This window comes from Azospirillum thiophilum, assembly GCF_001305595.1.
In the GTDB taxonomy this organism is placed as follows: domain Bacteria; phylum Pseudomonadota; class Alphaproteobacteria; order Azospirillales; family Azospirillaceae; genus Azospirillum; species Azospirillum thiophilum.
The window spans coordinates 1,332,873-1,353,191 of record NZ_CP012401.1; the positions used below are offsets into that span (position 1 = coordinate 1,332,873).

The window sequence follows — 20,319 nt, forward strand, 5'->3', positions numbered from 1 at the left end:
CGTTGCGTCGATCAGATCTTTCAGGGGCCGGTGCGCCGCGCGCTGGTGGCGAGCTTCGCGTTCTTGTCCGCATCGACCCACCATGTATCCGAGAAGCCCAGACCGTATTTGGGGGCAACCGCGGGATGGGAGAAACGGTTCCAATAGGCGACGCGGTACACCGTGTCGTGCCAGTGCGGGATGACGTACCAGTTCCACAGCAGCACCCGGTCGAGCGCGCGGGTGGCGGCGATCAGCGCCTCGCGGTCGGGGGCGGCGATCAGCGTCTCCACCAGCTTGTCGACCACCGGGTTCTTGATGCCGATGCTGTTGCGGCTGCCGGCCAAGTCGGCGCGCGAGGTTTCCCAGTAGTCCCGTTGCTCGTTGCCCGGCGACAATGACTGCGGGAACCGCTCGATGATCATATCGTAATCGAAATTATCTGTGCGGTTCTGGTACTGTGCGCTGTCGACCACGCGGATCTGCGCCTCGATCCCGGCACGCTCCAGGTTGCGGACGAAGGGCTGGACGATGCGTTCCATGTCGGCCTGGACCAGCAGGATCTCGAAACGGAAGGGCTGGCCCTGTCCGTTGACCAGCTTGCCGTTCTTCAGGTCCCAGCCAGCCTCCTTCAGCAGGCCCAGCGCGGTGCGCAGGTTCTGGCGGATGTTGCCGCTGGCATCGGTCTTCGGCGGCTCGTAAGGCTTGGTGAACACTTCGTCCGGGATCTGGCCGCGGAAGGGTTCCAGCAGCTTCAGCTCCGCCGGCGAAGGCAGGCCGGTGGACGCCAGCTCGGTGTTGGCGAAATAGCTCTTGGTGCGCTGGTAGAGGCCGTAGGACAGGTTGGCGCGCGTCCATTCATAGTCGAACAGGTTGTTCAGCGCCTCGCGGACGCGGCGGTCCTGGAAGATCGGGCGGCGGATGTTGAAGACGAAGGCCTGCATCCCCTGCGGATCCTCGTGCTTCAGCTCTTCGCGGACGATCTGGCCGTTCTGCACCGCCGGGACATTGTAGCCGGTGGTCCAGTTCTTCGACGAGTTCTCCAGCCGGAAATCATAGGCGCCGGCCTTGAACGCCTCGAAGGCGACGTCGAGGTCGCGGTAATAGTCGTAGCGGATGCGGTCGAAATTGTAGCGGCCGCGGTTGATCGGCAGATCCTTGCCCCACCAGTCCTTCACCCGCTCATAGGTGATGGCGCGGCCGGGCTGCATGTCGACCACCTTGTAGGGGCCGCTGCCGATCAGCGGTTCCAGCGTGGTGGTGGCGAAATCGCGGCTGGCGAAGGCATGCTTGGGCAGCACCGGCAACTGGCCCATGATAACTGGAAGCTCGGGATTGTTGCCGTCCCGGAACGAGAATTTCACCGTATGCTCGCCGGTCTTCTCCGCCTTGGTCACGTCGGCGTAGTAGGTGCGGTAGAGCGGGTGGCCCTTTTCCCGCAGCGTGTCGAAGCTCCAGATCACGTCGTCCACGGTGACCGGCTGGCCGTCGTGGAAGCGCGCCTGGGGCCGCAGGGTGAAGGCGACCCAGGTCCGGTCGGGGGCGACCTGGATGGTCTCGGCCAGCAGGCCGTATTCGGTGATCGCCTCGTCGCCGTTGCTGGTGGTCAGCGTCTCGAACACCAGTCCGGAGCCGGCGGCGGCCTGTCCGCGCAGGATGTAGGGGTTGAGGTTGTCGTAGCCGCCGAAAGCCATCAGCTTGACCTCGCCGCCCTTCGGCGCGTCGGGATTGACATAATCGAGATGCTGGAAGTCCGGCCCGTATTTCGGCTTGCCGTGCAGGGCCAGGGCGTGGCTGCCCGTTTCCTGCGCCCAGGCCGGCGTCGCCAGCAGCAGAAGCCCCGCCATCGCCGCCGCCGCGCCGCTGCCCAACCACCGCATCCGCCCTGTCATTCCCGATCCCCTCCCTCGTTTGTTTTGCCGAAAGCCGTTCAGTTCGATGGAGTTAGCCCGGCAATGGGGCGTCATCAAGGCTGCTCCGCCTTCTTCGCCGCATCGACCCACCAGGTCGCCGGGAAATTGGTGCTGCGATAGTCCTGGTCGTATTTCGGCCAGACCGTGGGATGGGCAAGCCACGCCTTGTGGGCGATCCAGTTTTCGGGATTGTGCCATTGCGGCACCATGTAGAAGCCCCAGAGCAGAACGCGGTCGAGCGCGCGGGTGGCGGCCTGGACGCTGTCCAGATCCTTGGCCGCCAGCGCCCTTTCGATCAGCGCGTCGGCCACCGGGTCATGGATGCCGGAATAATTCGCCGATCCCTTGAGGCCGGCAGCGGCGGAGCCGAAATAGCCGCGCAGCTCGGTGCCGGGCGGGGTGAAGAAGGAGAGGTTGACGATGATGGCGTCGAAGTCGAACTCGTCCAGCCGGGCCTGATACTGGGCGGTGTCGACAAGCCGCAGGCCGGCGTCGATGCCGACACGGCGCAGGGTTTCGACATAGGGCTGGATCACGCGGGTCAGCGCGCCGGTGCCGTCGAGGAACTCGATCGCCATCGCCTCGCCGGTCTTCACATTGGTCAGCTTGCCGTTGCGGGTCTCCCAGCCGGCCTCCTTGAACAGGCGGGTCGCCTCGCGCACCTGGGCGCGGTTGTTGCCGCTGCCGTCGGTTGAGGGCAGGGTGAAGGGCTGGGTCAGCAGCCGGTCCGGCAGCTGCGCCTTGAAGGGCTCCAGCAGCGCCAACTCGGCCGGGCCGGGCGGTCCCTTCGCCCCGAAGTCGGAGTTGGGGAAATTGCTGAGCGTGCGCTTGTACTGGCCGTACAGGATGTTCTTCTGGATCCAGTCGAAATCGAACAGCAGCGCCAGCGCCTCGCGCACGCGCGGGTCGGCGAACCTGTCGCGGCGGGTGTTCAGGCGGAAGCCCTGGGCGCCCAGCGGCAACTCGCTCGGCACCGCCAGCGTCTTGACCCGGCCGTCCTTCGCGGCCGGGAAATCATAGCCGGTGGTCCAGCGCTGTGCCCGGTATTCGCCGCGGAAGTCGTAGCCGCCGGCCTTGAACGCCTCGAACATCACGTCGTCGTCGCGGTAGAAATCATCCTTCACGCTGTCGAAATTGTAGAAGCCGCGGGCGGTCGGCAAATCCTTCGCCCACCAGTCGGCGACCCGCTCATAGGTGATGGAACGGCCGGGATCGACCGTCCTGATCCGGTAGGGGCCGCTGCCCAGCACCGGCTCCAGCGTCGTCTTGGAAATGTCGCGCCCCTGGGCGGTCCACCAATGTCTGGGCTGGGGCGAGAAGGTGACGGCGAAGTCGATGATCGGCTTGATCTCCCCCGTGCCGGTCAGGGTGATCTTGAAGCGGCGCTCGTCCAGCGCCTCCACCTTGGCGATGTGGTCGAGGAAGGACTTGATGAAGGGGGCGCCGTGGGCCTGGATCATGTCCCAGGTGAAGACGACGTCGGCGCTGGTGATCGGGACGCCGTCGTTCCAGTGCGCGCCCTGGCGCAGCGTGAAGACCGCCCAGCCGTAATCGTCGGGTACTTCCACGCTTTCCGCCAGATGGGCGTAGGCGGCGTCCAGCTCCCAGCCGGAGCCGACCATCAGCGTGTCGGAGATCAGCCCCAGCGTGCGGGGCCGCACCCCGCGCAGGATCAGCGTGTTCAGGCTGTCATAGGTGCCCGGCTGCGATTCGGCCAGCGTCACCGCCCCGCCCTTGGGGGCGTCGGGGTTGACGTGGGGGAAATGGGTGAAGCCGGGCTTGAACTGCGGTTCCCCGAACTGCTTCAGCGCGGTGACGGTCACGCTTGCCGCTTGCGCCGCGGCCGGAACCAGTGGGCTGGACAGGGTCAGGATCGTGGCGGCAATGGCAAGGAGGCGGCGCATCGGCGGTCCTGTGTCGGGGAAACGGACATCCTGGTTTAGATTGCCACGCCCGCGCTGCGGTCAAGCGCAATTCCGGTGCGGAGTCAGGTGCTTCTGCCGGCTCGCCAATGATCGGCCATGCGGTCCATCAACTGGCGATAGCGGCGGTCGCCGCGCATCAGCCGGCGCAGCGACTTGCCGTTGCGCGGGTCGGCCAGCATCCAGCGTTCCGCCGCCGCCTGATGCTCGGGATGGATGGAGAGTATATAGACAGCGGCTTGTTCCGCTGACGAAATGGTCGTTTCGCCCAACCCCTCCAGGATTGCGCCGACATAGATCGGCAGCACCCTGCGGAAATCCTCCGGTCCCCCTTCGGTATCGGCATCGGCAGGGGCGCCGCCATCGGCCATCAGGGATTGCCGTTCGGCCGCAGGCAGGGCGAAGAAGGCGTCGAGCCCGAGCAGAAGGTCGCAGACGGTCTTCTTGCGCACCAGCCAGTTCGACCCGCCCGACACCCGCGCCGCCAGCCCCTCCAGGAAGGGCCGCAGCCGGTCTGGCGCGGTTTCGAAGACGGAACGGGCGAGCGGGTCGATGGCGGTCATTTCTGTTTCCGAACAGGTGGGTGTCGGCAGGAGGATCAGCCGGCCAGGACCGCCATGGCGTCACTGTGGGTCTGGGCATCGCCCGCGGCGATCACCCGGCCGGCGGAGTTGGCGTCGAGCGGCTTGCCCTCCCAATCCGTCATCAGCCCGCCGGCCCCGGTCACCACCGGCACCAGCGCCGCGAAGTCGTAGAGCTTCAGCCCCGATTCGACGACGAGGTCGTAATAGCCGGACGCCAGCAGGCCGTAGGTGTAGCAGTCGCCGCCATAGGCCGCCGTCTTCACCTTTGCGGCGATGCGGCGGTAGGCATCATAATCGCTGCCGGGGAACAGGTCGGGCGAGGTGGTGCCGAACATGGCCGCAGGCAGCCCGCCGGGGCAGGGGCGCACGCGCACCGGCTGGCCGTTGTGCGTGGTCGGACGGCCCTCCACCCCGATCCAGCGGTCGCCGACGATGGGCTGGTCGATGATGCCCATCACCGGGCGGCCATGATGCAGCAGCGCGATCAGCGTGCCGAAGATCGGCCGACCGGCGATGAAGGACTTGGTGCCGTCGATGGGGTCGATCACCCATACCCACTCGGCGTCCAGGTTCTTGGTGCCGTGCTCCTCGCCATAGATGCCGTCGTCGGGGCGCTGGCTTTCGATGATTGTGCGGATGACATGCTCGGCCTCGCGGTCGGCGATGGTGACCGGCGAGGCGTCGGCCTTGTCGTCGATGGTGACCGGGGTGCGGAAATAACGGCGGACGACGCTGCCGCTGGAGTCGGCCAACCGCTGGGCGAGCGCCACCATCGGGGCGGGGCAGGGTTCGGTCATGGTCGCTCCTTGGAACTGTGAGTGGGGGAACAGTGACTGGGACTTGGGAATTCGGTGGCCGCATCCTAACGGCGCAGGCCGGCTCCGGAAACCCGAAAGCGCCCGACCAAGCCCAGGCGGGGCTTTGCCGCCGGCCCGGCTTGTGGCAGCCTCGACCGGCCATGACGAACCGACCCAACATCTACGCCGCCACCCCGCTCGACCGTGCGTCGCTCCGCCGCAAGGACGATGACTGGCTGACCGAAGCCTGGCTGGCACCAGACGCCCGCGTCCTGCCGGTCTGGCAGACCCGCAGTCTGGTCGCCGGCCCGCTTGAGGCGCCGCGCGCCGTCCTGCTGCCTGCCGATGGGCTGGAGGCGGTGCCGATCTTCCTCGGCCTGACCGCGGACGGCGCCCCGCTGTTCGCCGTCGACCTGTCGATGGTCGAGGTGCCGGAGGCTCTGCCCGCCCTGCAGGGCCGCGGCCGGTTCGAGGATCTGCGCGCCGCCGGACCGCTGATGCCGGAGGGGGAGGCGGCGCTGTGCGCCTACGCCCGCGGCATGGTGTGGTGGAACGCGCGTCATCGCTTCTGCGGGGTCTGCGGCTCCCCGGCGGCGACGGCGGAGGGCGGGCATGTCCGCCTCTGCACCAATCCGGATTGCGCCACCCACCATTTTCCGCGCACCGACCCGGCGGTGATCATGCTGATCCATGACGGCGGCGACCGGCTGGTGCTGGGCCGCCAGAGCCGTTTCCCGGCCGGCATGCATTCGGTGCTGGCCGGCTTCGTCGAACCGGGCGAGAGCCTGGAGGACACCGTCGCCCGCGAGGTGTTCGAGGAGGTCGGATTGTCCGTCACCGACATCCGCTACCGCTCGTCGCAGCCCTGGCCGTTTCCATCCTCGCTGATGCTGGGCTTCACCGCTCGGGCCACCAGCTTCGACATCGACACCGGTGCCGACGAGCTGGAAAGCGCGGCCTGGTTCGACCGCGATTTCCTGCGCAACCATACCCCCGGCGAGGAGTTCCGCCTTCCTCGCGCCGACTCGATCGCCAGCCGGCTGGTTCATGAGTGGCTGGCGGAGGGGTGATGGACCCTCAGTGGATGAACAGCTTCACGAAAATGCCGATCTGAAAGGCAAGGACGAAGCCGAGCATCCACTTCATCAGGTTCATATCGGATTTCAGCGTTCCGACGTCGTCGTCCCGTTTGCTGAGGGCCGCTGCGGCTTTCACGGCTTTGTCCTCCGGTACGTCGATGGATCGGAACGCCTCATACACTTCGCTTTGCATCGTGGTCATGCGGCGCCGCTCCGGTCCTTTTTCTGAGAACGCCTTAAAAGATGATCGGTGCCGTGTTCCGCTTCAACCGTCTAATGATTGCGACTCCCTGATCCCTTTCAATGCCGCTGTTGCGGACCCGCGCTACGGCTCGGGGAATGGCGGCGGTCGAAGGGGTTGGGGTGGCGGGTGCAGGTGGCGTGATAGAGCCGCATCAAGGACACGACGTCCGCCGGACGATGGCGGTTGGCAGCGCACAGATTGTCCCACACCATCTGGCGGACGGCCGCGTCGCCCCAGGGTTCATGCAGCAGGGCGGCGCCCTTTTCCAGCGCGGCCATGAAGGGGAGATGTTCGTGGGCGGCGATCTGAGCCACCTCGTCCGCCTCGAGTTCGGCAAGGCACAGACAATCTTCGACCGTGAGCATGGCAACCTCCATCCGTGGCGCCATGGCCGTCGGCGGGGTTTCACCCGTCAGCCGCCGTGGTGTTGTTTGTATTCGTAAGAATTGAGGGGCCGGCGTGTACCGGTCCTCCTGTATAACAACTTCCGCTAATCTTTCCCAGCACCGGCAAGCGCCGGCCATGGCCAAGTGGCGTCACTGCGGCGGAATGACGCGCGACTTGCGGCGACTGCGAAATGACTTTCGGCGTTGCAGCAGCGCCTCAATCCTCGCCGACGCGCTGGCTTTCCTGGTAGCGGAAGGGATTGGCCGGGTAGACGCCCAGGATCTTCACCTCGCGGGCGAAGAAATCCAGCTCCTCCAGGGCGAGGCGCAGCGGGCGCTCGTCCGGGTGGCCCTCCACGTCGGCATAGAACTGGGTCTGGGTGAAGCGGCCGCCGACCATGTAGCTTTCCAGCTTGGTCATGTTGACGCCGTTGGTGGCGAAGCCGCCCAGCGCCTTGTACAGCGCGGCCGGCACGCTGCGGACGCGGAAGACGAAGGTGGTGATCGTCTTGCAGGATCCCAGCGCCGGCAGCTTCGGCTCGCGCGCCAGGATCAGGAAGCGGGTGGTGTTGTGGGCCGCATCCTCGAACCCGGCCTTGAGGATGGCCAGCCCGTAGATCTCCGCGGCGAGCGACGAGGCGATGGCGGCATGGCGCGGGTCGTTCAGGGCGGCGATCTCCTTCGCGGCCCCTGCCGTGTCGGCATGGTTGATCGTCTGCAGGCCCAGGTCGCGGATACCGGCCTGGCATTGCGACAGCGCCTGGATGTGGCTGCGCACCGTCTCCAGCCCCTCCAGCGTGGCGCCCTTGGGTGCCAGAAGCTGATGGTTCACCCGCTGGAAATGCTCGCCGATGATGTGCAGGCCGCCGTCCGGCAGCAGATAATGGTTGTCGGCGACGCGGCCGGCGATGGAGTTCTCCACCGGGATCATCGCCAGCGACGCCCGCCCCTCGCGCACCGCGGCGAAGGCGTCCTCGAAGGTCGCGCAGGGCATCGTCGTCATGGTCGGCCGCGCGTTGCGGCAGGCCAGGTCCGAATAGGCGCCGGGGAAGCCCTGGAAGGCGATGATGTTGGACGTGGCCATGAACGGAATTCCCCCGGCGGAGCTTTGAAGGCGGAGCTGTAATGAGGTGTCGGCGTCAGCCGGCCTTGCGGCCGGACAGCAGGGCGCGGGCGCGCTCCAGGTCGGCGGGAGTATCGACACCCAACGGAACCGCGTCAACGACCGCCGCGTCGATGCGCATGCCGTTGGACAGGGCGCGGAGCTGTTCCAGCCGCTCGCGCTGCTCCAGCGCCGACGGCGGCAGCGCCACGAAGCGCTCCAGCGCGGCACGGCGGTAGGCGTAGAGCCCGATGTGATGGTAGAGCGGCCCGTCGCCCGACGGCGCGGTGGCGCGGGTGAAATAGAGGGCGCGGCCCTGCCGGGCACCCTGCGGCAGCTCCAGCACCGCCTTGACGACGTTGGGGTCGCTCCTCTCCTCCTGCCGCGTGATCTCGACGACCAGCGTGGCGATGTCGACGCCCGGATCGGCCAGCGGGGCGAAGACGGCGCGCACGCTTTCCGGCTCGATGGTCGGCAGGTCGCCCTGCACGTTGACCACGGCGTCGTGCCGGCCCTCCGGGTCGATCAGCCGCAGCGCCTCGAAGATGCGGTCGGACCCCGACGGATGGTCGGGCCGGGTCAGCACCGCGGTGCCGCCGGCCGCCTCCACCGCGCGGGCGATCTCCGGCTCGGCGCAGGCGACCACCACCGGGCCGATCTCCGACTCCATGGCGCGGTGCATCACATGGACGATCATCGGCGCGCCGAGGATGTCGGCGAGCGGCTTGCCGGGCAGGCGGGTCGAGGCCATGCGCGCCGGGATCATCACGATCGGGCTGGCGGGTCGGCCGGAAGGGCGGGCGGCGGTGGACATGGCGCGGAGGCTCCGGTGGGCCGGTGCCGGACGACGGGTCCGGATGGCGGCTGAGGCGCGGGCGGCGAGCCCGCGCGGGTGAAACACGGACGCCGGGCCGGCGTCAAGTGCCGGCAGTGTCCGTTTTATCCTCTTTTGCAGTGCAGCGCGATGCGCAAGCAAATTAAGAGGTTGGTGACTGCGACAAATTTGTATGCGACCTTTTTTCGCGGTCTGCCGGGCTATGACAAGCTTCGGACCGCAGGCTATGGTGACCGCGGCGCTTTTGGGGCCGCGGGCGGGAGAAACGCCGAGTGTGGTGAAATAGGGAATAAAGGGGCTCATCAATGAGCATGGAGTGGAACAAGCTATTCGGCGCCGTGCTGCTGGCCGGGCTGATCGCCATGTTGACCGGATTCGCGTCCAAGGTGCTGGTTCATTCGAAGCCGCTGGAAAAGAGCGTCTATGCCGTCGCGATGCCCGAGGGGACCAGCGCCCCCGCCGACAAGGGGGCCGCTCCCGCCGGCCCGGCACCGATCGCCCCCCTGCTCGCCGCCGCCAGCCCGGAGGCCGGCCAGAAGGTTGCCAAGGCCTGCGCCGCTTGCCACAGCTTCGACAAGGGCGGCGCCAACAAGGTCGGGCCGAACCTGTACGGCATCGTCGGCGGGCCGAAGGGCCATATACAGGGCTTCAGCTACTCCGACGCGCTGGTCAAGACCGGCGGCAGCTGGAGCTATGACGAGCTGAACAAGTTCCTTCACGATCCGAAGGGCTATGCCCCCGGCACCAAGATGACCTTCGCCGGGCTGAAGAAGGACGAGGACCGCGCGGCCGTCATCGCCTACCTGCGCTCGCTGGCCGACAGCCCGCAGCCGCTGCCGCAGTAAAGCGCCAACACGCGCCCATCGAAAAAAAAGGCACATCGAAGAAGGCCCCGCCCCCGCAAGAGGGCGGGGCTTTTTTTCGGGCTCCTACCGCCGCAGGCCGCAGGCGATCTCCAGATAGTCGGTGTCGTTCTCCGGCGTCAGCCGGCCATGGCGGATCAGGAAGTCGGTCACCACCAGGTTGACGTTGAATTTCCAGTCGCCGCCGCTGCGCACCGACTCCGCGACCCGGTCGAGCGGCCAGAGCTCGAACGACTCGACCTCGCCGTCGGTGTTGACGGGAACGACGTCGGGCGGCAGTTCCAGGTCATAGACGAACAGGCGGTCGCGCTTCAGCCCGGCCGGGGTCTCCATCGTGTAGCTGATGGCGCCGACCGGAACGGCGCGCCCTGCGGTGGCGGCGTCGAGCCCGGCTTCCTCCGCAGCTTCCTTCTCCAGATTTTCGGCCAGGGTGAGGCCGATGGGCTGGCCGCCGGCGATCATGTTGTCGAGCTGGCCGGGCGCCACCTCGCGGTCATGGGCGCGGCGGCCCACCCACAACTGCAGGCCGCCTGCCCCGTCGCGGACGAAGCCGTTGACATGCACCCCATAGGCCTCGATGCCGAAGGCGGCCACCGCGGCGCGGTCGAGCCGGGCCAGCGGCTCGGCACCCCAGCGCGGCGTGACCGCATAATATTCCCCGCGCAAGGCGGCGACCGTTCCGCACTCCACCAGATAGGCGGCGGCATGGTCGAGCAGGGCGGAGCGCGCTTCGAAATCGCGGATCTCGGGGACCACGGTCAGCCGGTCGGCGCTGACGACGAAGCCGGGGTCGACGCCGGGCAGCGCCTCCGCCAGGGCATGGCGCACCCAGCCGACGCAATGGCCGTCCAGCTCGAATCGGCGGAAGCCGGACAGGTCGTGCGCGTTGCACGCGCGGATGTGATCGAGGAAGCTCATGGCCACCATCTAAGCGGGGCGCTCCGGCCGGCGCAACCGCTCTTCGCACCCCTCCTCGAAGGCGCCTCGCCGCCTCTTCCGCTTTGGACATCTTGCGCGGCCCCGGTTGCCATCGTACACCCGGCAGGTCACGAAATGACCGGCGGCCGGGACAGGGAAAGGGCGGAGCGGGTGACTGACAGCTCAACGCGGAACGGGGCGGGGCGGAACAGGGCGGTGCAGGAGACGGGCATGCCTTTCGGCAGCCTGTCCGTCCTGGTGGTCGAGGACGAGTCCTTCACCCGCATGGTTCTGGCGAAGATGCTGGCCGGGCTGGGCGTCAAGGCGGTCCATCAGGCCGCCGACGGCGCGGCGGCGCTGGCCGCGGTCGACGCCCACGAGCCCGACCTGATCCTGTGCGACGTGGAGATGCAGCCGATGGACGGCTTTGGCTTCGTCCGTGCGCTGCGTGCCAGTCCCGATTCCCGGCGGCGCACCCTGCCGGTCGTCTTCATGTCCAGCCGCGTCGACGGCGACCGCGAGGCGGCGGCGCTGGCCAGCGGCGCCGATGCCGTGCTGGCCAAGCCGGCGACCCCGGCGAGCCTGCGCGACGTGCTGGGCATCCGCCGGCCGGTGGTTCCCTTCGCCTGAGCGGCGCCGTCCGACAGCCGCACCGTCCCGAATATTCCCCCTGTCCGGACGGAATTGCCTCCATCGGCGGCAACCGGCCGCTGCGGCTGGCTCTGCCTAAAAATTTCCCACTCTGTGGCATGCCTGCCAAGTGCTTGAAACAATTCGGCAATCGAACGGTAGCCCTCCACCGTGCCGCACCGTTGCCAAGCTCTCACCCAATTTCCGCCTTGTTGAGGGGGAGGATTGGGCCTCAACATGATCGCCAAGAGGTGTTGCGGTTCCCGGCCGACATATGGCCAGCCGCAATCTCCTTTGCGGGATTTTGTTAAGGTTTGGGGTTCAGCATCGACGGTAAATCCTGGCGCCGTGCTTGGTCGAGGCGGCGCGCTTGTCTGAGGAGGGCGATGGCGTGATCAAGGGCGCCCAGTCGAACCGCACCGGGCAACATTCCCTGACTGGACGGGCAACGCCGATTGCCGCCGGTTTCACGCCGTTCACCCGCCTTGCCGCTTCTTTTCCTTTGCCGAACCTTCCGCCGCACGCGCGGGTTGAGCCGGTGCGCTCGCCGCACCAAATCTGGCCGCAGGACCTAGGTCCTATGGCCGAAGCCGGTTTCACCGCGGGCTTTCAGGCTATGGAGCCTGAGTGCCTGGAAAGCTCCAGGTGGAGCATTACATTCAAAAATGACTCGTTCGGGGGACGCCGCGTCGCAGGACGGACGGCTCCCGGCCTTCTCAGGACCGTTCCTTATACCAGACCGCTGGCTTCTACCGCTGAGCGGGGAGGCTGCGGACCCGACGCGGTCCGCTCTTCCCCTGGAGTGCCCCTTGGATCGCGGCATGCGCCGCGCCCAACCGCCGCAGCCACCGGCGGAGCCCCGGCGCATCGGACCAGATAAGACGGAGCGACGAATGTTCCCGGCCGACGAACTGTTCACGCGCTATACGCAGAATTACGAGACCCGCCGCGAGACCGAGATGTCCCTGATGGACTATCTCCAGCTGTGCCGCGACGATCCCATGTCCTACGCCTCGGCCTCCGAACGCATCCTGGCCGCCATCGGCGAACCGGAGGTGGTGGACACCGCCCGCGACCCGCGCCTGGGCCGCATCTTCATGAACCGGACCATCAAGGTCTATCCCGCCTTTTCCGAGTTCTACGGCATGGAGGAGACGATCGAGCGGATCGTCGGCTTCTTCCGGCACGCGGCGCAGGGGCTGGAGGAGCGCAAGCAGATCCTCTACCTGCTGGGCCCGGTCGGCGGCGGCAAATCCTCGCTGGCCGAGCGGCTGAAGTCGCTCGTCGAGAAATGCCCGATCTATGTCCTGAAGGCCGGCAAGGACATCAGCCCGATCTTCGAAAGCCCGCTCGGCCTGTTCAACCCGGACGAGATCGGCGACGAGTTGGAGGACCGCTTCGGCATTCCCAAGCGCCGGCTGACCGGCCTGATGAGTCCGTGGGCGGTGAAAAGGCTCGACGAGTTCGGCGGCGACATCAACCGCTTCAAGGTGGTGAAGCTGCACCCGAGCAAGCTGCGCCAGATCGGTGTCACCAAGACCGAGCCGGGCGACGAGAACAACCAGGACATCTCGTCGCTGGTCGGCAAGGTCGACATCCGCAAGCTGGAGATCTACAGCCAGAACGATCCCGACGCCTACAGCTTCTCCGGCGGCCTGAACCGCGCGACCCAGGGCATGCTCGAATTCGTCGAGATGTTCAAGGCGCCGATCAAGATGCTGCATCCGCTGCTGACCGCGACGCAGGAGAGCAACTATGTCGGCTCGGAGAACATCGGCGCCATTCCCTTCCAGGGCGTGATCCTGGCCCACTCCAACGAGGCGGAGTGGCAGACCTTCAAGAACAACAAGAACAACGAAGCCTTCATCGACCGCATCTGCGTGATCAAGGTCCCCTACTGCCTGCGGGTGGCGGAGGAGCAGAAGATCTACGAGAAGCTGGTCAACGGCTCCGACCTGTCGACGGCGCCCTGTGCGCCGGCGACGCTGGAGATGCTGGCCCGCTTCTCGGTGCTGTCGCGCCTGCGCGAGCATCCGAACTCCAGCGCCTACAGCAAGATGCGGGTCTATGACGGCGAGAGCGTCAAGGAGACCGATCCCAAGGCCAAGTCGATGCAGGAGTACAAGGACCAGGGCGGCGTCGACGAGGGCATGGGCGGCATCTCCACCCGCTTCGCCTTCAAGGTGCTGGCCTCGACCTTCAACTACGACTCGACCGAGATCTCGGCGGACCCGGTGCATCTGATGTATGTGCTGGAACAGGCGATCAAGCGCGAGCAGTTCCCGGAAGAGACCGAGAAGAAATACGTCGAGTTCATCAAGGCCGACCTCGCCCCGCGCTATGCCGAGTTCATCGGCAACGAAATCCAGAAGGCCTATCTGGAATCCTACTCCGACTATGGCCAGAACCTGTTCGACCGCTATGTCGATTATGCCGATGCCTGGATCGAGGATCAGGACTTCAAGGATCCCGACACCGGCCAGCTGATGAACCGCGAGCTGCTGAACCAGGAGCTGACCAAGATCGAGAAGCCGGCGGGCATCGCCAACCCGAAGGACTTCCGCAACGAGGTGGTCAAGTTCGCGCTCCGGGCGCGGGCGGCCAATGCCGGCCGCAACCCGTCCTGGACCTCCTACGAGAAGATCCGCGAGGTGATCGAGAAGCGGATGTTCAGCCAAGTCGAGGACCTGCTGCCGGTCATCAGCTTCGGGTCGAAGAAGGACGGCGACACCGAGAAGAAGCACACCGAGTTCGTCTCGCGCATGATGACCCGCGGCTACACCGAGCGGCAGGTCCGCCGGCTGGTCGAATGGTACATGCGGGTCAAGCAGGCGGGCTGACGGGCTTAATTTTGCTTGCCGCGGGGCCGGGTGTTGCAACGCCCCGCGGCAACCCCACTGTCATAGAATGCTGTCAAAGTCTGAAGGCCGCGTGACGAAACGGGTGGGAGGGCCAGCCCCTTGATGAACATCATCGACCGTCGCCTGAACCCGCAGGGCAAGAGCCTGGCCAACCGCCAGCGTTTCCTGCGCCGTGCAAAGGAACAGGTGGTCAAGGCGGTCCGCGACGCCTCCGGCAAACGGGGCATCCAGGATATCGAGAACGGCGAGAAGGTGACGATCGCCGCCGGCGGGGTGCGCGAACCCTCCTTCCACCGCGCGTCCCAGGGCGGGGTGCGCGACTATGTCGTGCCCGGCAACAAGGAGTATGTGGAAGGCGACACCATCCAGCGCCCGGACGGCGGCGGCAGCGGCCGCGGCAGCGAGGGCAGCGCCGACGGCGAGGGCGAGGACGAGTTCCGCTTCGTCCTGTCGCGCGACGAGTTCCTCGACATCTTCCTGGAGGATCTGGAGCTTCCCGATCTGGTGAAACAGAAGGTGAAGCAGTCGGAATCGCACACGCTGACGCGGGCCGGCTATTCGGTGTCGGGGTCGCCGGCGAACCTGAACCTCGTCCGCACCATGCGGAACAGCCTGTCGCGCCGCATCGCGCTGAAACGTCCCAAGCGCGACGAGATCCTCGAGTTGCAGGAGATGCTGCGCGAGGCCGAGGAGGCCGGAGAGGATGCCGAGCAGATCCAGGCGCTGCGCGAACAGCTCGAACGCATCGTCCTGCGCTCCCGCCGCATTCCCTTCATCGACCCGATAGACGTCCGCTACAACCGCTTCGAGACGGTGCCGAAGCCGATCGCCCAGGCGGTGATGTTCTGCCTGATGGACGTCTCCGGCTCGATGACCGAGCACATGAAGGATCTGGCCAAGCGCTTCTTCATGTTGCTGTACCTGTTCCTGCGACGGCGCTACCGCTCGGTCGACATCGTCTTCATCCGCCACACCCACGAGGCCAAGGAGGTCGACGAGGAAACCTTCTTCTACTCCACCGAGACCGGCGGCACCGTGGTCTCGACCGCGCTGGAGGAGATGCAGAAGGTGGTGCAGGAGCGCTACCCGCACAATGAATGGAACATCTACGCCGCCCAGGCGTCGGACGGCGACAACATGTCGTCGGACAACGTCAAGTCGGCGACCCTGCTGCGCGATGTCATCCTGCCGATGTGCCAGTATTTCGCCTACATCGAGGTGGCGGCGGAACACAACATGGGCCTGTCGGCGCTGGGCCGCGAGACCGAGCTGTGGCGCACCTACAAGCAGGTGCAGAGCCCGGAACGCCCGCTGGCGATGCGCCGCGTCCGCTCCCGCCGGGAGATCTTCCCGGTCTTCCGCGAGCTGTTCGCCCGCGAGAAGGCAGGGGCCTGAGGGGTCATAAGGAAATCACCGCCCCCCGCGGGGGCGGCAGGGGGAGATCGAGAATGACCGCTGTGATCACCAGGCCCGACGCGCTGCTGTATGACGGCGTCGAGTGGGATTACGACAAGATCAAGCGCGTCTACGACGCCGTCGAGCATATCGCGCTGAAGGAAATGGGCCTCGACGTCTATCCCAACCAGATCGAGGTCATCACCGCCGAGCAGATGCTCGACGCCTATTCGTCCATCGGCATGCCGCTGATGTACCGGCACTGGTCCTTCGGCAAGCATTTCGCCCGCGACGAGATGATGTACCGCAAGGGCTACCGCGGCCTTGCCTACGAGATCGTCATCAACTCCAGCCCCTGCATCAGCTACATCATGGAAGAGAACACCATGACGATGCAGACGCTGGTGATCGCCCACGCCGCCTTCGGCCACAACCATTTCTTCAAGAACAACCAGCTGTTCCAGCAATGGACCGATGCCCAGGGCATCCTGGACTATCTGGAATTCGCCAAGACCTTCATCTCCCATTGCGAGGAGCGCTACGGCCACGCCGCGGTCGAGCGGGTTCTCGACGCCGCCCACGCGCTGATGAGCCAGGGCGTTCACAAATACCCGAAGAAGCGGTCAGACCTGCGGACCGAGCAGCGACGCGAGCGCGAGCGGCAGGAGTACCAGGACCAGACCTTCAACGACCTGTGGCGCACCGTGCCGAAGCCGGCCGCCGGCCAGCGGCCCGCCAAGTCGGTGTCGGAGCGCAAGAAGCTGCTCGGCCTGCCGGAAGAGAACATCCTCTATTTCCTGGAGAAGAAGGCGCCGCGGCTGGAGCATTGGCAGCGCGAACTCCTGCGCATCGTCCGCCACATCTCCCAGTATTTCTACCCGCAGAAACAGACCAAGGTGATGAACGAGGGCTGCGCCACCTACGTCCATTACCAGATCATGACCCGCCTGCACGAGACCGGCCAGATCAGCGAGGGCGCCTTCCTGGAGTTCCTGCACTCGCACACTTCGGTGGTGTTCCAGCCGGAATTCGACGACAAGCGCTTCTCCGGCCTGAACCCCTATGCGGTGGGCTTCGCCATGATGCAGGACATCGCCCGCATCGCCGAGAAACCGACCGACGAGGACCGCCAGTGGTTCCCCGACCTTGCCGGCCGCGGCGACGGCATGGCGGCGGTGCGCGAGGCCTGGGCCAACTTCCGCGACGAGAGCTTCATCCTGCAGTATCTCAGCCCGCACCTGATGCGGAAGCTCAGGCTGTTCAGCGTGCGCGACGATGCCGAGGATCCCTATCTGCTGGTCGATCACATCCACAACGAACGCGGCTACCGCGACATCCGCAAGAAGCTGGCCCGGCAGTACGACCTCGGCTATCTGGAGCCGGACATCCAGATCGTCGACGTCGACCTCGCCGGCGACCGCAAGCTGATCCTGCAGCACCGCGTCACCAACGGCGTGCTGCTGGACGAAAGCGACGCCAAGGCGGTGCTGCGCCACATCGCCAACCTGTGGGGCTACGAGGTGCAGCTGATCGAGGTGTCGGCGATTTCCGAGGCGATCCTGAAGGAACACGCCGTTACCGCGCCCAGCGGGATCGGGGTGGTGTGACGTATATGACCGGCTCCGCTACACTTCCGCCGGCAATGCAGCCCATGGGCTATGCAGGGGGGAGCGATGGCGGAGGATCTGTTGGGTGGAGCGGGGCCGGTCGGGCTGGTCAGGGCGCGGCATGGCCTGATGATGTACCGGCGCACCGACACTGTCGTCGGCCGGTCGCTGGACTATTATGGTGAATATTTCGAACAGGAAGTCGCGCTGTTCCGTCAGTGCGTCCGGCCCGGCGACCGGGTGATCGATGTCGGCGCCAACATCGGCGCCCACACGGTGGCGCTGGCCCGGCTGGTCGGCCCGACAGGCCGGGTTCTGGCGTTGGAGCCCATCGACGCCAACCACCGGCTGCTGTGCGGCAACCTGGCGCTGAACGGGCTGGACTGGGCGGACGGCATGCTGGCCGCCGCCGGGGCCACCGATGGGATCCTGCATCTTGCCGGCGTGGCGATGGAGGAGGATGGCAATTACGGCGCACTGTCGCTGGACACGCTGTCTCTGGGCGCGCCGGCCGGCGACCGGCCGGTTCCGGTTCATCGTCTCGATGGGCTGGCCCATGACGGGGCGGGCCGCATCCGCCTGATCAAGATCGATGTCGAGGGGATGGAGGCCCAGGTTCTGGAGGGTGCGCGCGCCCTGATCGCCCGCGACCGTCCGGTCCTCTATGTGGAGAATGACCGGCCGGACAAGTCGGCGGCCCTGATCCGCCTGCTGGAGGAGTTGGGCTATGCCTGCTACTGGTATCTGCCCGCCTTCCACAATCCCGCCAACTTCGCCGGCCGGTCCGAGCCGATCTTCGGCCATGGGCTGATCGACGACGGGACGGAGATCCACGGGCTCGGCATGGGGATCAACCTGTTCTGCCTGCCGGCGGAGGCGGGCGCGCGCATCAGCGGCCTGCTGCCTGTCGCCGGTCCGGAAGAACATCCGCTGCTTCGCGGCCACAATGGGCGCTTCATCGGCGGTTGACGGCGTCCGCGATCAGCGCTCCGGTTCGGGCTTGATGCCGGCATCCTTCATGGCATGCATCAGGTCCAGCACCACGGTGCTGATGTCGGGGAAGGACAGGGCCACCGCGTGGCGGTCGGGGTCGAGGCGGACCACATGCGCGACCTGACGGCCGCCGACGCGCTGCCCGCCCCTCTCCGGCACCTCCGGGCAGTACAGCTCGAGCCGCAGCTTGCCGCCGACCGCATGGCTGAACTCGGCCGGCGGCAAATCCACCAGCAGGCCGCGGGTCGACCAGTTGATCGTCGTGCAGCTGCGCCCCTCCGCCTCCACCACCAGCGCCGGGTCGACGTAGCGGATGGCGCGGCGATGCTCGATACCGTTCGGCGGCTTGGCGCCGACATCGTGCTGCTCCAGCTTGCGCTTCGCCGCCTGCTTGGTGCGGTCGTCCACCCCGTCCTTGCTGGTCATCAACGTCGCCTGCACCCGCCGCTCGACGCCATGACGGAACTCGTCATCGGCGCCGAGGCGCAGGGCCTTGGCGAAATGGTCCTTGGCCTGGGTCAGCAGGGCGTTGCGCCCCTTGTCGTCGCCGCGATGGCCGCAGCGTTCGGCCTGGACCAGCAGCGAATCGACGCTGCGCTGATAGGCGCCGCGCTGGTAGGCGCGGGACAGCTCGCGGAACTCGGCGGCGCGCAGGCTGGGGAACTCGCGGGTCTTCAACAGTCCGGCCAGCCCCTCGGCCAATGAATCGACACGGGCGGGATCGCCGGTTTCCGCCTCCCGCCGCAAGGTCCGCAACGCTTCTTCCGCCTTGCGGATCAACTGGTCTTCCAGTTTCCGGCGCTGGTCTGCATCCATCACGGGCATGGCGCGGCCCTCCCCGCAGGGGCGATGAGACAGGATACTCCAGGCGTCCGTCGGACGACAGCGGACAAGTATGGTTAATCGCCGACCTGAGGGCTCTCCCAGTGGGAACGAACCGGATTTCCCTTTGCCACAGGACGGCCCTTTTATCTGGGACGATACATGGGACGGCAGTGGGGAGCGGGCAGGCGATGGGCAAGGACAAGAACGGGGCGGCGGGCGCCGATATCGACCAGGAGCTGCTGGCCGCCGCCCTGACCGGCCTGCTGGAGGAGGAAAGCGTCAGCCCGGCCACCCGGACCGCACTGGTCGCCATCGCCGGCGGCCGCGGGGCCGACGATGCCGCGGCGGTGCGCACGCTGGTCCTGCGCCCGCGTTCATTGCGGGGCGAGTCGGGGGCGGACGACCTGTCGGGGCGGCGGGCACTGGTCTACAGCCTGACCAAGACCATCCTCGCCGCCGCTGTGCTGCGGCTGGCGGCGCGCGGCGCGGTCGATCTCGACGGGCCGGCCGGGCGCTGGCTGCCGGAGCTGGCCGGGTGGCCGGGCGGCGTCACCGTGGCGCAGCTGCTGGCCCACCGCGCCGGCCTGCCCGACTATGGCGGCCGGGCCGACTACCATGCCGCCGTCGCCGCCGGCGGGGAACCCTGGAGCGGCGACGAGTTCCTGGCGCGCTGCGGGGTGACCCCGAATCGCGAAGGGACGGAGCAAGGGAAGGGACCGCCGGTCGGCGTCTTCGCCTATTCGAACATCGGCTATCTGCTGGTCGGCCGGCTGCTGGAGCGGGCCGGCGGCGCTCCGCTGGCGGAGGTGCTGGCGCGCGAGGTCTTCTCTCCGCTCGGCCTGTCCAGCGCGGCGCTGCTGCGCACCCGCACCGACCTGGACGGGCTGTTCTTCGGCGCCAGCCCGGCCTTCGGCGGCGCGCCGGTGGGCACGGCCTATCATCCCGGCTGGGTGTCGCACGGGGTGGCGGCGATGACCGCGGCCGACGCCTGCCGCTTCATGCATGGCCTGACGGAGGAGTATCTGCCGGGCCTGCTGCTGCGGCGGATGCGCGACGGGCTGCCGGTCGGCGGGCCGATGGGTGGGCGGCCCTGGGTCGAGCCGTCCTACGGGCTGGGGATGATGGTGGAGCTCGATCCGGCGGCCGGACCCTATTGGGGCCACACCGGCGGCGGGCCGGGGGTGACGCCTGCCGCCTACCACACGCCGGGACCGGTCCCGGTCTCCGTCGCCGTGTTCCTGGATGGCGAGGACGGGGCGCTTGCCGAATGGATGGCGGTGGAGGTGCTGCACCGCCTGCGCCGGCCGCGCTGACCCGGGGCATCCGCCCGCTTCTTGTCCATCCCCCGCGCGTTCCCATCTCCATTCACAGGGGACGATCCTCCGC

At 67.1% G+C, this 20,319-nt stretch carries 18 protein-coding genes; 8 read left to right on the forward strand and 10 right to left on the reverse strand.

The annotated features are described in order from the left end of the window. Positions 1 to 20 precede the first annotated feature (20 nt). The 4 genes from AL072_RS06140 to hisN all read right to left on the reverse strand — a co-directional run bounded on the left by AL072_RS06140 (position 21) and on the right by hisN (position 5,195). On the reverse strand, positions 21 to 1,871 hold the full coding sequence (locus tag AL072_RS06140; protein ID WP_052709925.1) for an extracellular solute-binding protein: 1,851 nt from the start codon (positions 1,869 to 1,871) through the stop codon (positions 21 to 23). 74 nt (positions 1,872 to 1,945) lie between these two features. Continuing rightward, a complete protein-coding gene (locus AL072_RS06145; RefSeq protein WP_045581075.1) occupies positions 1,946 to 3,796 on the reverse strand; it encodes an extracellular solute-binding protein in 1,851 nt (616 codons plus the stop codon). 83 nt (positions 3,797 to 3,879) lie between these two features. After that, positions 3,880 to 4,377 carry a hypothetical protein gene (locus AL072_RS06150; RefSeq protein ID WP_045581074.1) on the reverse strand — a complete coding sequence of 166 codons (498 nt, stop codon included), beginning with the start codon at positions 4,375 to 4,377 and terminating at the stop codon, positions 3,880 to 3,882. 35 nt (positions 4,378 to 4,412) lie between these two features. After that, entirely contained in the window at positions 4,413 to 5,195 is a 783-nt protein-coding gene (hisN, locus tag AL072_RS06155) for a histidinol-phosphatase (protein WP_045581073.1), read from the reverse strand. Between the two features lie 161 nt (positions 5,196 to 5,356). On the opposite strand from hisN, the gene nudC reads away from it, so the two are divergent. Then, entirely contained in the window at positions 5,357 to 6,265 is a 909-nt protein-coding gene (nudC, locus tag AL072_RS06160) for an NAD(+) diphosphatase (RefSeq protein WP_045581072.1), read from the forward strand. A 7-nt stretch (positions 6,266 to 6,272) separates the two neighbouring features. Here the strand turns inward: nudC and AL072_RS06165 are convergent, their stop codons facing one another. From AL072_RS06165 to AL072_RS06180, 4 genes are all read right to left on the reverse strand, one after another. Further along, entirely contained in the window at positions 6,273 to 6,476 is a 204-nt protein-coding gene (locus AL072_RS06165) for a hypothetical protein (RefSeq protein ID WP_045581071.1), read from the reverse strand. Positions 6,477 to 6,574: 98 nt separating this feature from the next. Beyond that, positions 6,575 to 6,883 (reverse strand): hypothetical protein, encoded by a 309-nt coding sequence (locus tag AL072_RS06170; RefSeq protein WP_045582449.1) that lies wholly within the window; start codon positions 6,881 to 6,883, stop codon positions 6,575 to 6,577. 238 nt (positions 6,884 to 7,121) lie between these two features. Continuing rightward, positions 7,122 to 7,988, reverse strand: coding sequence for a prephenate dehydratase (locus tag AL072_RS06175; RefSeq protein WP_045581070.1), 867 nt, complete (start codon positions 7,986 to 7,988; stop codon positions 7,122 to 7,124). A gap of 55 nt (positions 7,989 to 8,043) precedes the next feature. Continuing rightward, positions 8,044 to 8,820 (reverse strand): 3-deoxy-manno-octulosonate cytidylyltransferase, encoded by a 777-nt coding sequence (locus tag AL072_RS06180; protein WP_045581069.1) that lies wholly within the window; start codon positions 8,818 to 8,820, stop codon positions 8,044 to 8,046. Positions 8,821 to 9,146: 326 nt separating this feature from the next. On the opposite strand from AL072_RS06180, the gene AL072_RS06185 reads away from it, so the two are divergent. After that, the gene (locus AL072_RS06185) at positions 9,147 to 9,686 is read left to right on the forward strand and encodes a c-type cytochrome (RefSeq protein WP_045581068.1); all 540 of its coding nucleotides are present in this window, start codon (positions 9,147 to 9,149) and stop codon (positions 9,684 to 9,686) included. An 84-nt stretch (positions 9,687 to 9,770) separates the two neighbouring features. Here AL072_RS06185 and AL072_RS06190 read toward each other — a convergent pair whose 3' ends face one another. Continuing rightward, positions 9,771 to 10,622 carry an NUDIX hydrolase gene (locus AL072_RS06190; RefSeq protein ID WP_045582448.1) on the reverse strand — a complete coding sequence of 284 codons (852 nt, stop codon included), beginning with the start codon at positions 10,620 to 10,622 and terminating at the stop codon, positions 9,771 to 9,773. A 231-nt stretch (positions 10,623 to 10,853) separates the two neighbouring features. Between AL072_RS06190 and AL072_RS06195 the strand changes: the two genes are divergently transcribed. The 5 genes from AL072_RS06195 to AL072_RS06215 all read left to right on the forward strand — a co-directional run bounded on the left by AL072_RS06195 (position 10,854) and on the right by AL072_RS06215 (position 18,084). Beyond that, positions 10,854 to 11,252 (forward strand): response regulator, encoded by a 399-nt coding sequence (locus AL072_RS06195; protein WP_045582447.1) that lies wholly within the window; start codon positions 10,854 to 10,856, stop codon positions 11,250 to 11,252. Positions 11,253 to 12,145: 893 nt separating this feature from the next. Continuing rightward, positions 12,146 to 14,092: a PrkA family serine protein kinase gene (locus AL072_RS06200; protein ID WP_045581067.1), complete on the forward strand. Its 1,947-nt coding sequence runs from the start codon at positions 12,146 to 12,148 to the stop codon at positions 14,090 to 14,092. 123 nt (positions 14,093 to 14,215) lie between these two features. Then, positions 14,216 to 15,508 (forward strand): YeaH/YhbH family protein, encoded by a 1,293-nt coding sequence (locus AL072_RS06205; protein ID WP_045581066.1) that lies wholly within the window; start codon positions 14,216 to 14,218, stop codon positions 15,506 to 15,508. 53 nt (positions 15,509 to 15,561) lie between these two features. Beyond that, positions 15,562 to 17,115: a SpoVR family protein gene (locus tag AL072_RS06210; RefSeq protein ID WP_045581065.1), complete on the forward strand. Its 1,554-nt coding sequence runs from the start codon at positions 15,562 to 15,564 to the stop codon at positions 17,113 to 17,115. Between the two features lie 66 nt (positions 17,116 to 17,181). Further along, positions 17,182 to 18,084 carry an FkbM family methyltransferase gene (locus tag AL072_RS06215; RefSeq protein WP_245636782.1) on the forward strand — a complete coding sequence of 301 codons (903 nt, stop codon included), beginning with the start codon at positions 17,182 to 17,184 and terminating at the stop codon, positions 18,082 to 18,084. A gap of 12 nt (positions 18,085 to 18,096) precedes the next feature. On the opposite strand, the gene AL072_RS06220 is transcribed toward AL072_RS06215, so the two are convergent. Next, positions 18,097 to 18,933: a hypothetical protein gene (locus AL072_RS06220; protein WP_045581063.1), complete on the reverse strand. Its 837-nt coding sequence runs from the start codon at positions 18,931 to 18,933 to the stop codon at positions 18,097 to 18,099. A gap of 188 nt (positions 18,934 to 19,121) precedes the next feature. Between AL072_RS06220 and AL072_RS06225 the strand changes: the two genes are divergently transcribed. Next, the gene (locus AL072_RS06225; RefSeq protein ID WP_052709923.1) at positions 19,122 to 20,246 is read left to right on the forward strand and encodes a serine hydrolase domain-containing protein; all 1,125 of its coding nucleotides are present in this window, start codon (positions 19,122 to 19,124) and stop codon (positions 20,244 to 20,246) included. Positions 20,247 to 20,319: the final 73 nt, after the last annotated feature.

Excerpts from the sequence above, each read along its gene's own strand:
- AL072_RS06200 (WP_045581067.1), top strand. The coding sequence starts at position 12,146 with ATGTTCCCGGCCGACGAACTGTTCACGCGCTATACGCAGAATTACGAG.
- AL072_RS06220 (WP_045581063.1), bottom strand. The coding sequence starts at position 18,933 with ATGCCCGTGATGGATGCAGACCAGCGCCGGAAACTGGAAGACCAGTTG.
- AL072_RS06225 (WP_052709923.1), top strand. The coding sequence starts at position 19,122 with ATGGGCAAGGACAAGAACGGGGCGGCGGGCGCCGATATCGACCAGGAG.
- AL072_RS06175 (WP_045581070.1), bottom strand. The coding sequence starts at position 7,988 with ATGGCCACGTCCAACATCATCGCCTTCCAGGGCTTCCCCGGCGCCTAT.
- AL072_RS06140 (WP_052709925.1), bottom strand. The coding sequence starts at position 1,871 with ATGACAGGGCGGATGCGGTGGTTGGGCAGCGGCGCGGCGGCGGCGATG.
- AL072_RS06150 (WP_045581074.1), bottom strand. The coding sequence starts at position 4,377 with ATGACCGCCATCGACCCGCTCGCCCGTTCCGTCTTCGAAACCGCGCCA.
- AL072_RS06205 (WP_045581066.1), top strand. The coding sequence starts at position 14,216 with ATGAACATCATCGACCGTCGCCTGAACCCGCAGGGCAAGAGCCTGGCC.
- AL072_RS06195 (WP_045582447.1), top strand. The coding sequence starts at position 10,854 with ATGCCTTTCGGCAGCCTGTCCGTCCTGGTGGTCGAGGACGAGTCCTTC.
- AL072_RS06190 (WP_045582448.1), bottom strand. The coding sequence starts at position 10,622 with ATGAGCTTCCTCGATCACATCCGCGCGTGCAACGCGCACGACCTGTCC.
- AL072_RS06185 (WP_045581068.1), top strand. The coding sequence starts at position 9,147 with ATGAGCATGGAGTGGAACAAGCTATTCGGCGCCGTGCTGCTGGCCGGG.
- AL072_RS06170 (WP_045582449.1), bottom strand. The coding sequence starts at position 6,883 with ATGCTCACGGTCGAAGATTGTCTGTGCCTTGCCGAACTCGAGGCGGAC.
- AL072_RS06180 (WP_045581069.1), bottom strand. The coding sequence starts at position 8,820 with ATGTCCACCGCCGCCCGCCCTTCCGGCCGACCCGCCAGCCCGATCGTG.
- nudC (WP_045581072.1), top strand. The coding sequence starts at position 5,357 with ATGACGAACCGACCCAACATCTACGCCGCCACCCCGCTCGACCGTGCG.
- AL072_RS06165 (WP_045581071.1), bottom strand. The coding sequence starts at position 6,476 with ATGACCACGATGCAAAGCGAAGTGTATGAGGCGTTCCGATCCATCGAC.
- AL072_RS06210 (WP_045581065.1), top strand. The coding sequence starts at position 15,562 with ATGACCGCTGTGATCACCAGGCCCGACGCGCTGCTGTATGACGGCGTC.
- AL072_RS06145 (WP_045581075.1), bottom strand. The coding sequence starts at position 3,796 with ATGCGCCGCCTCCTTGCCATTGCCGCCACGATCCTGACCCTGTCCAGC.
- hisN (WP_045581073.1), bottom strand. The coding sequence starts at position 5,195 with ATGACCGAACCCTGCCCCGCCCCGATGGTGGCGCTCGCCCAGCGGTTG.
- AL072_RS06215 (WP_245636782.1), top strand. The coding sequence starts at position 17,182 with ATGGCGGAGGATCTGTTGGGTGGAGCGGGGCCGGTCGGGCTGGTCAGG.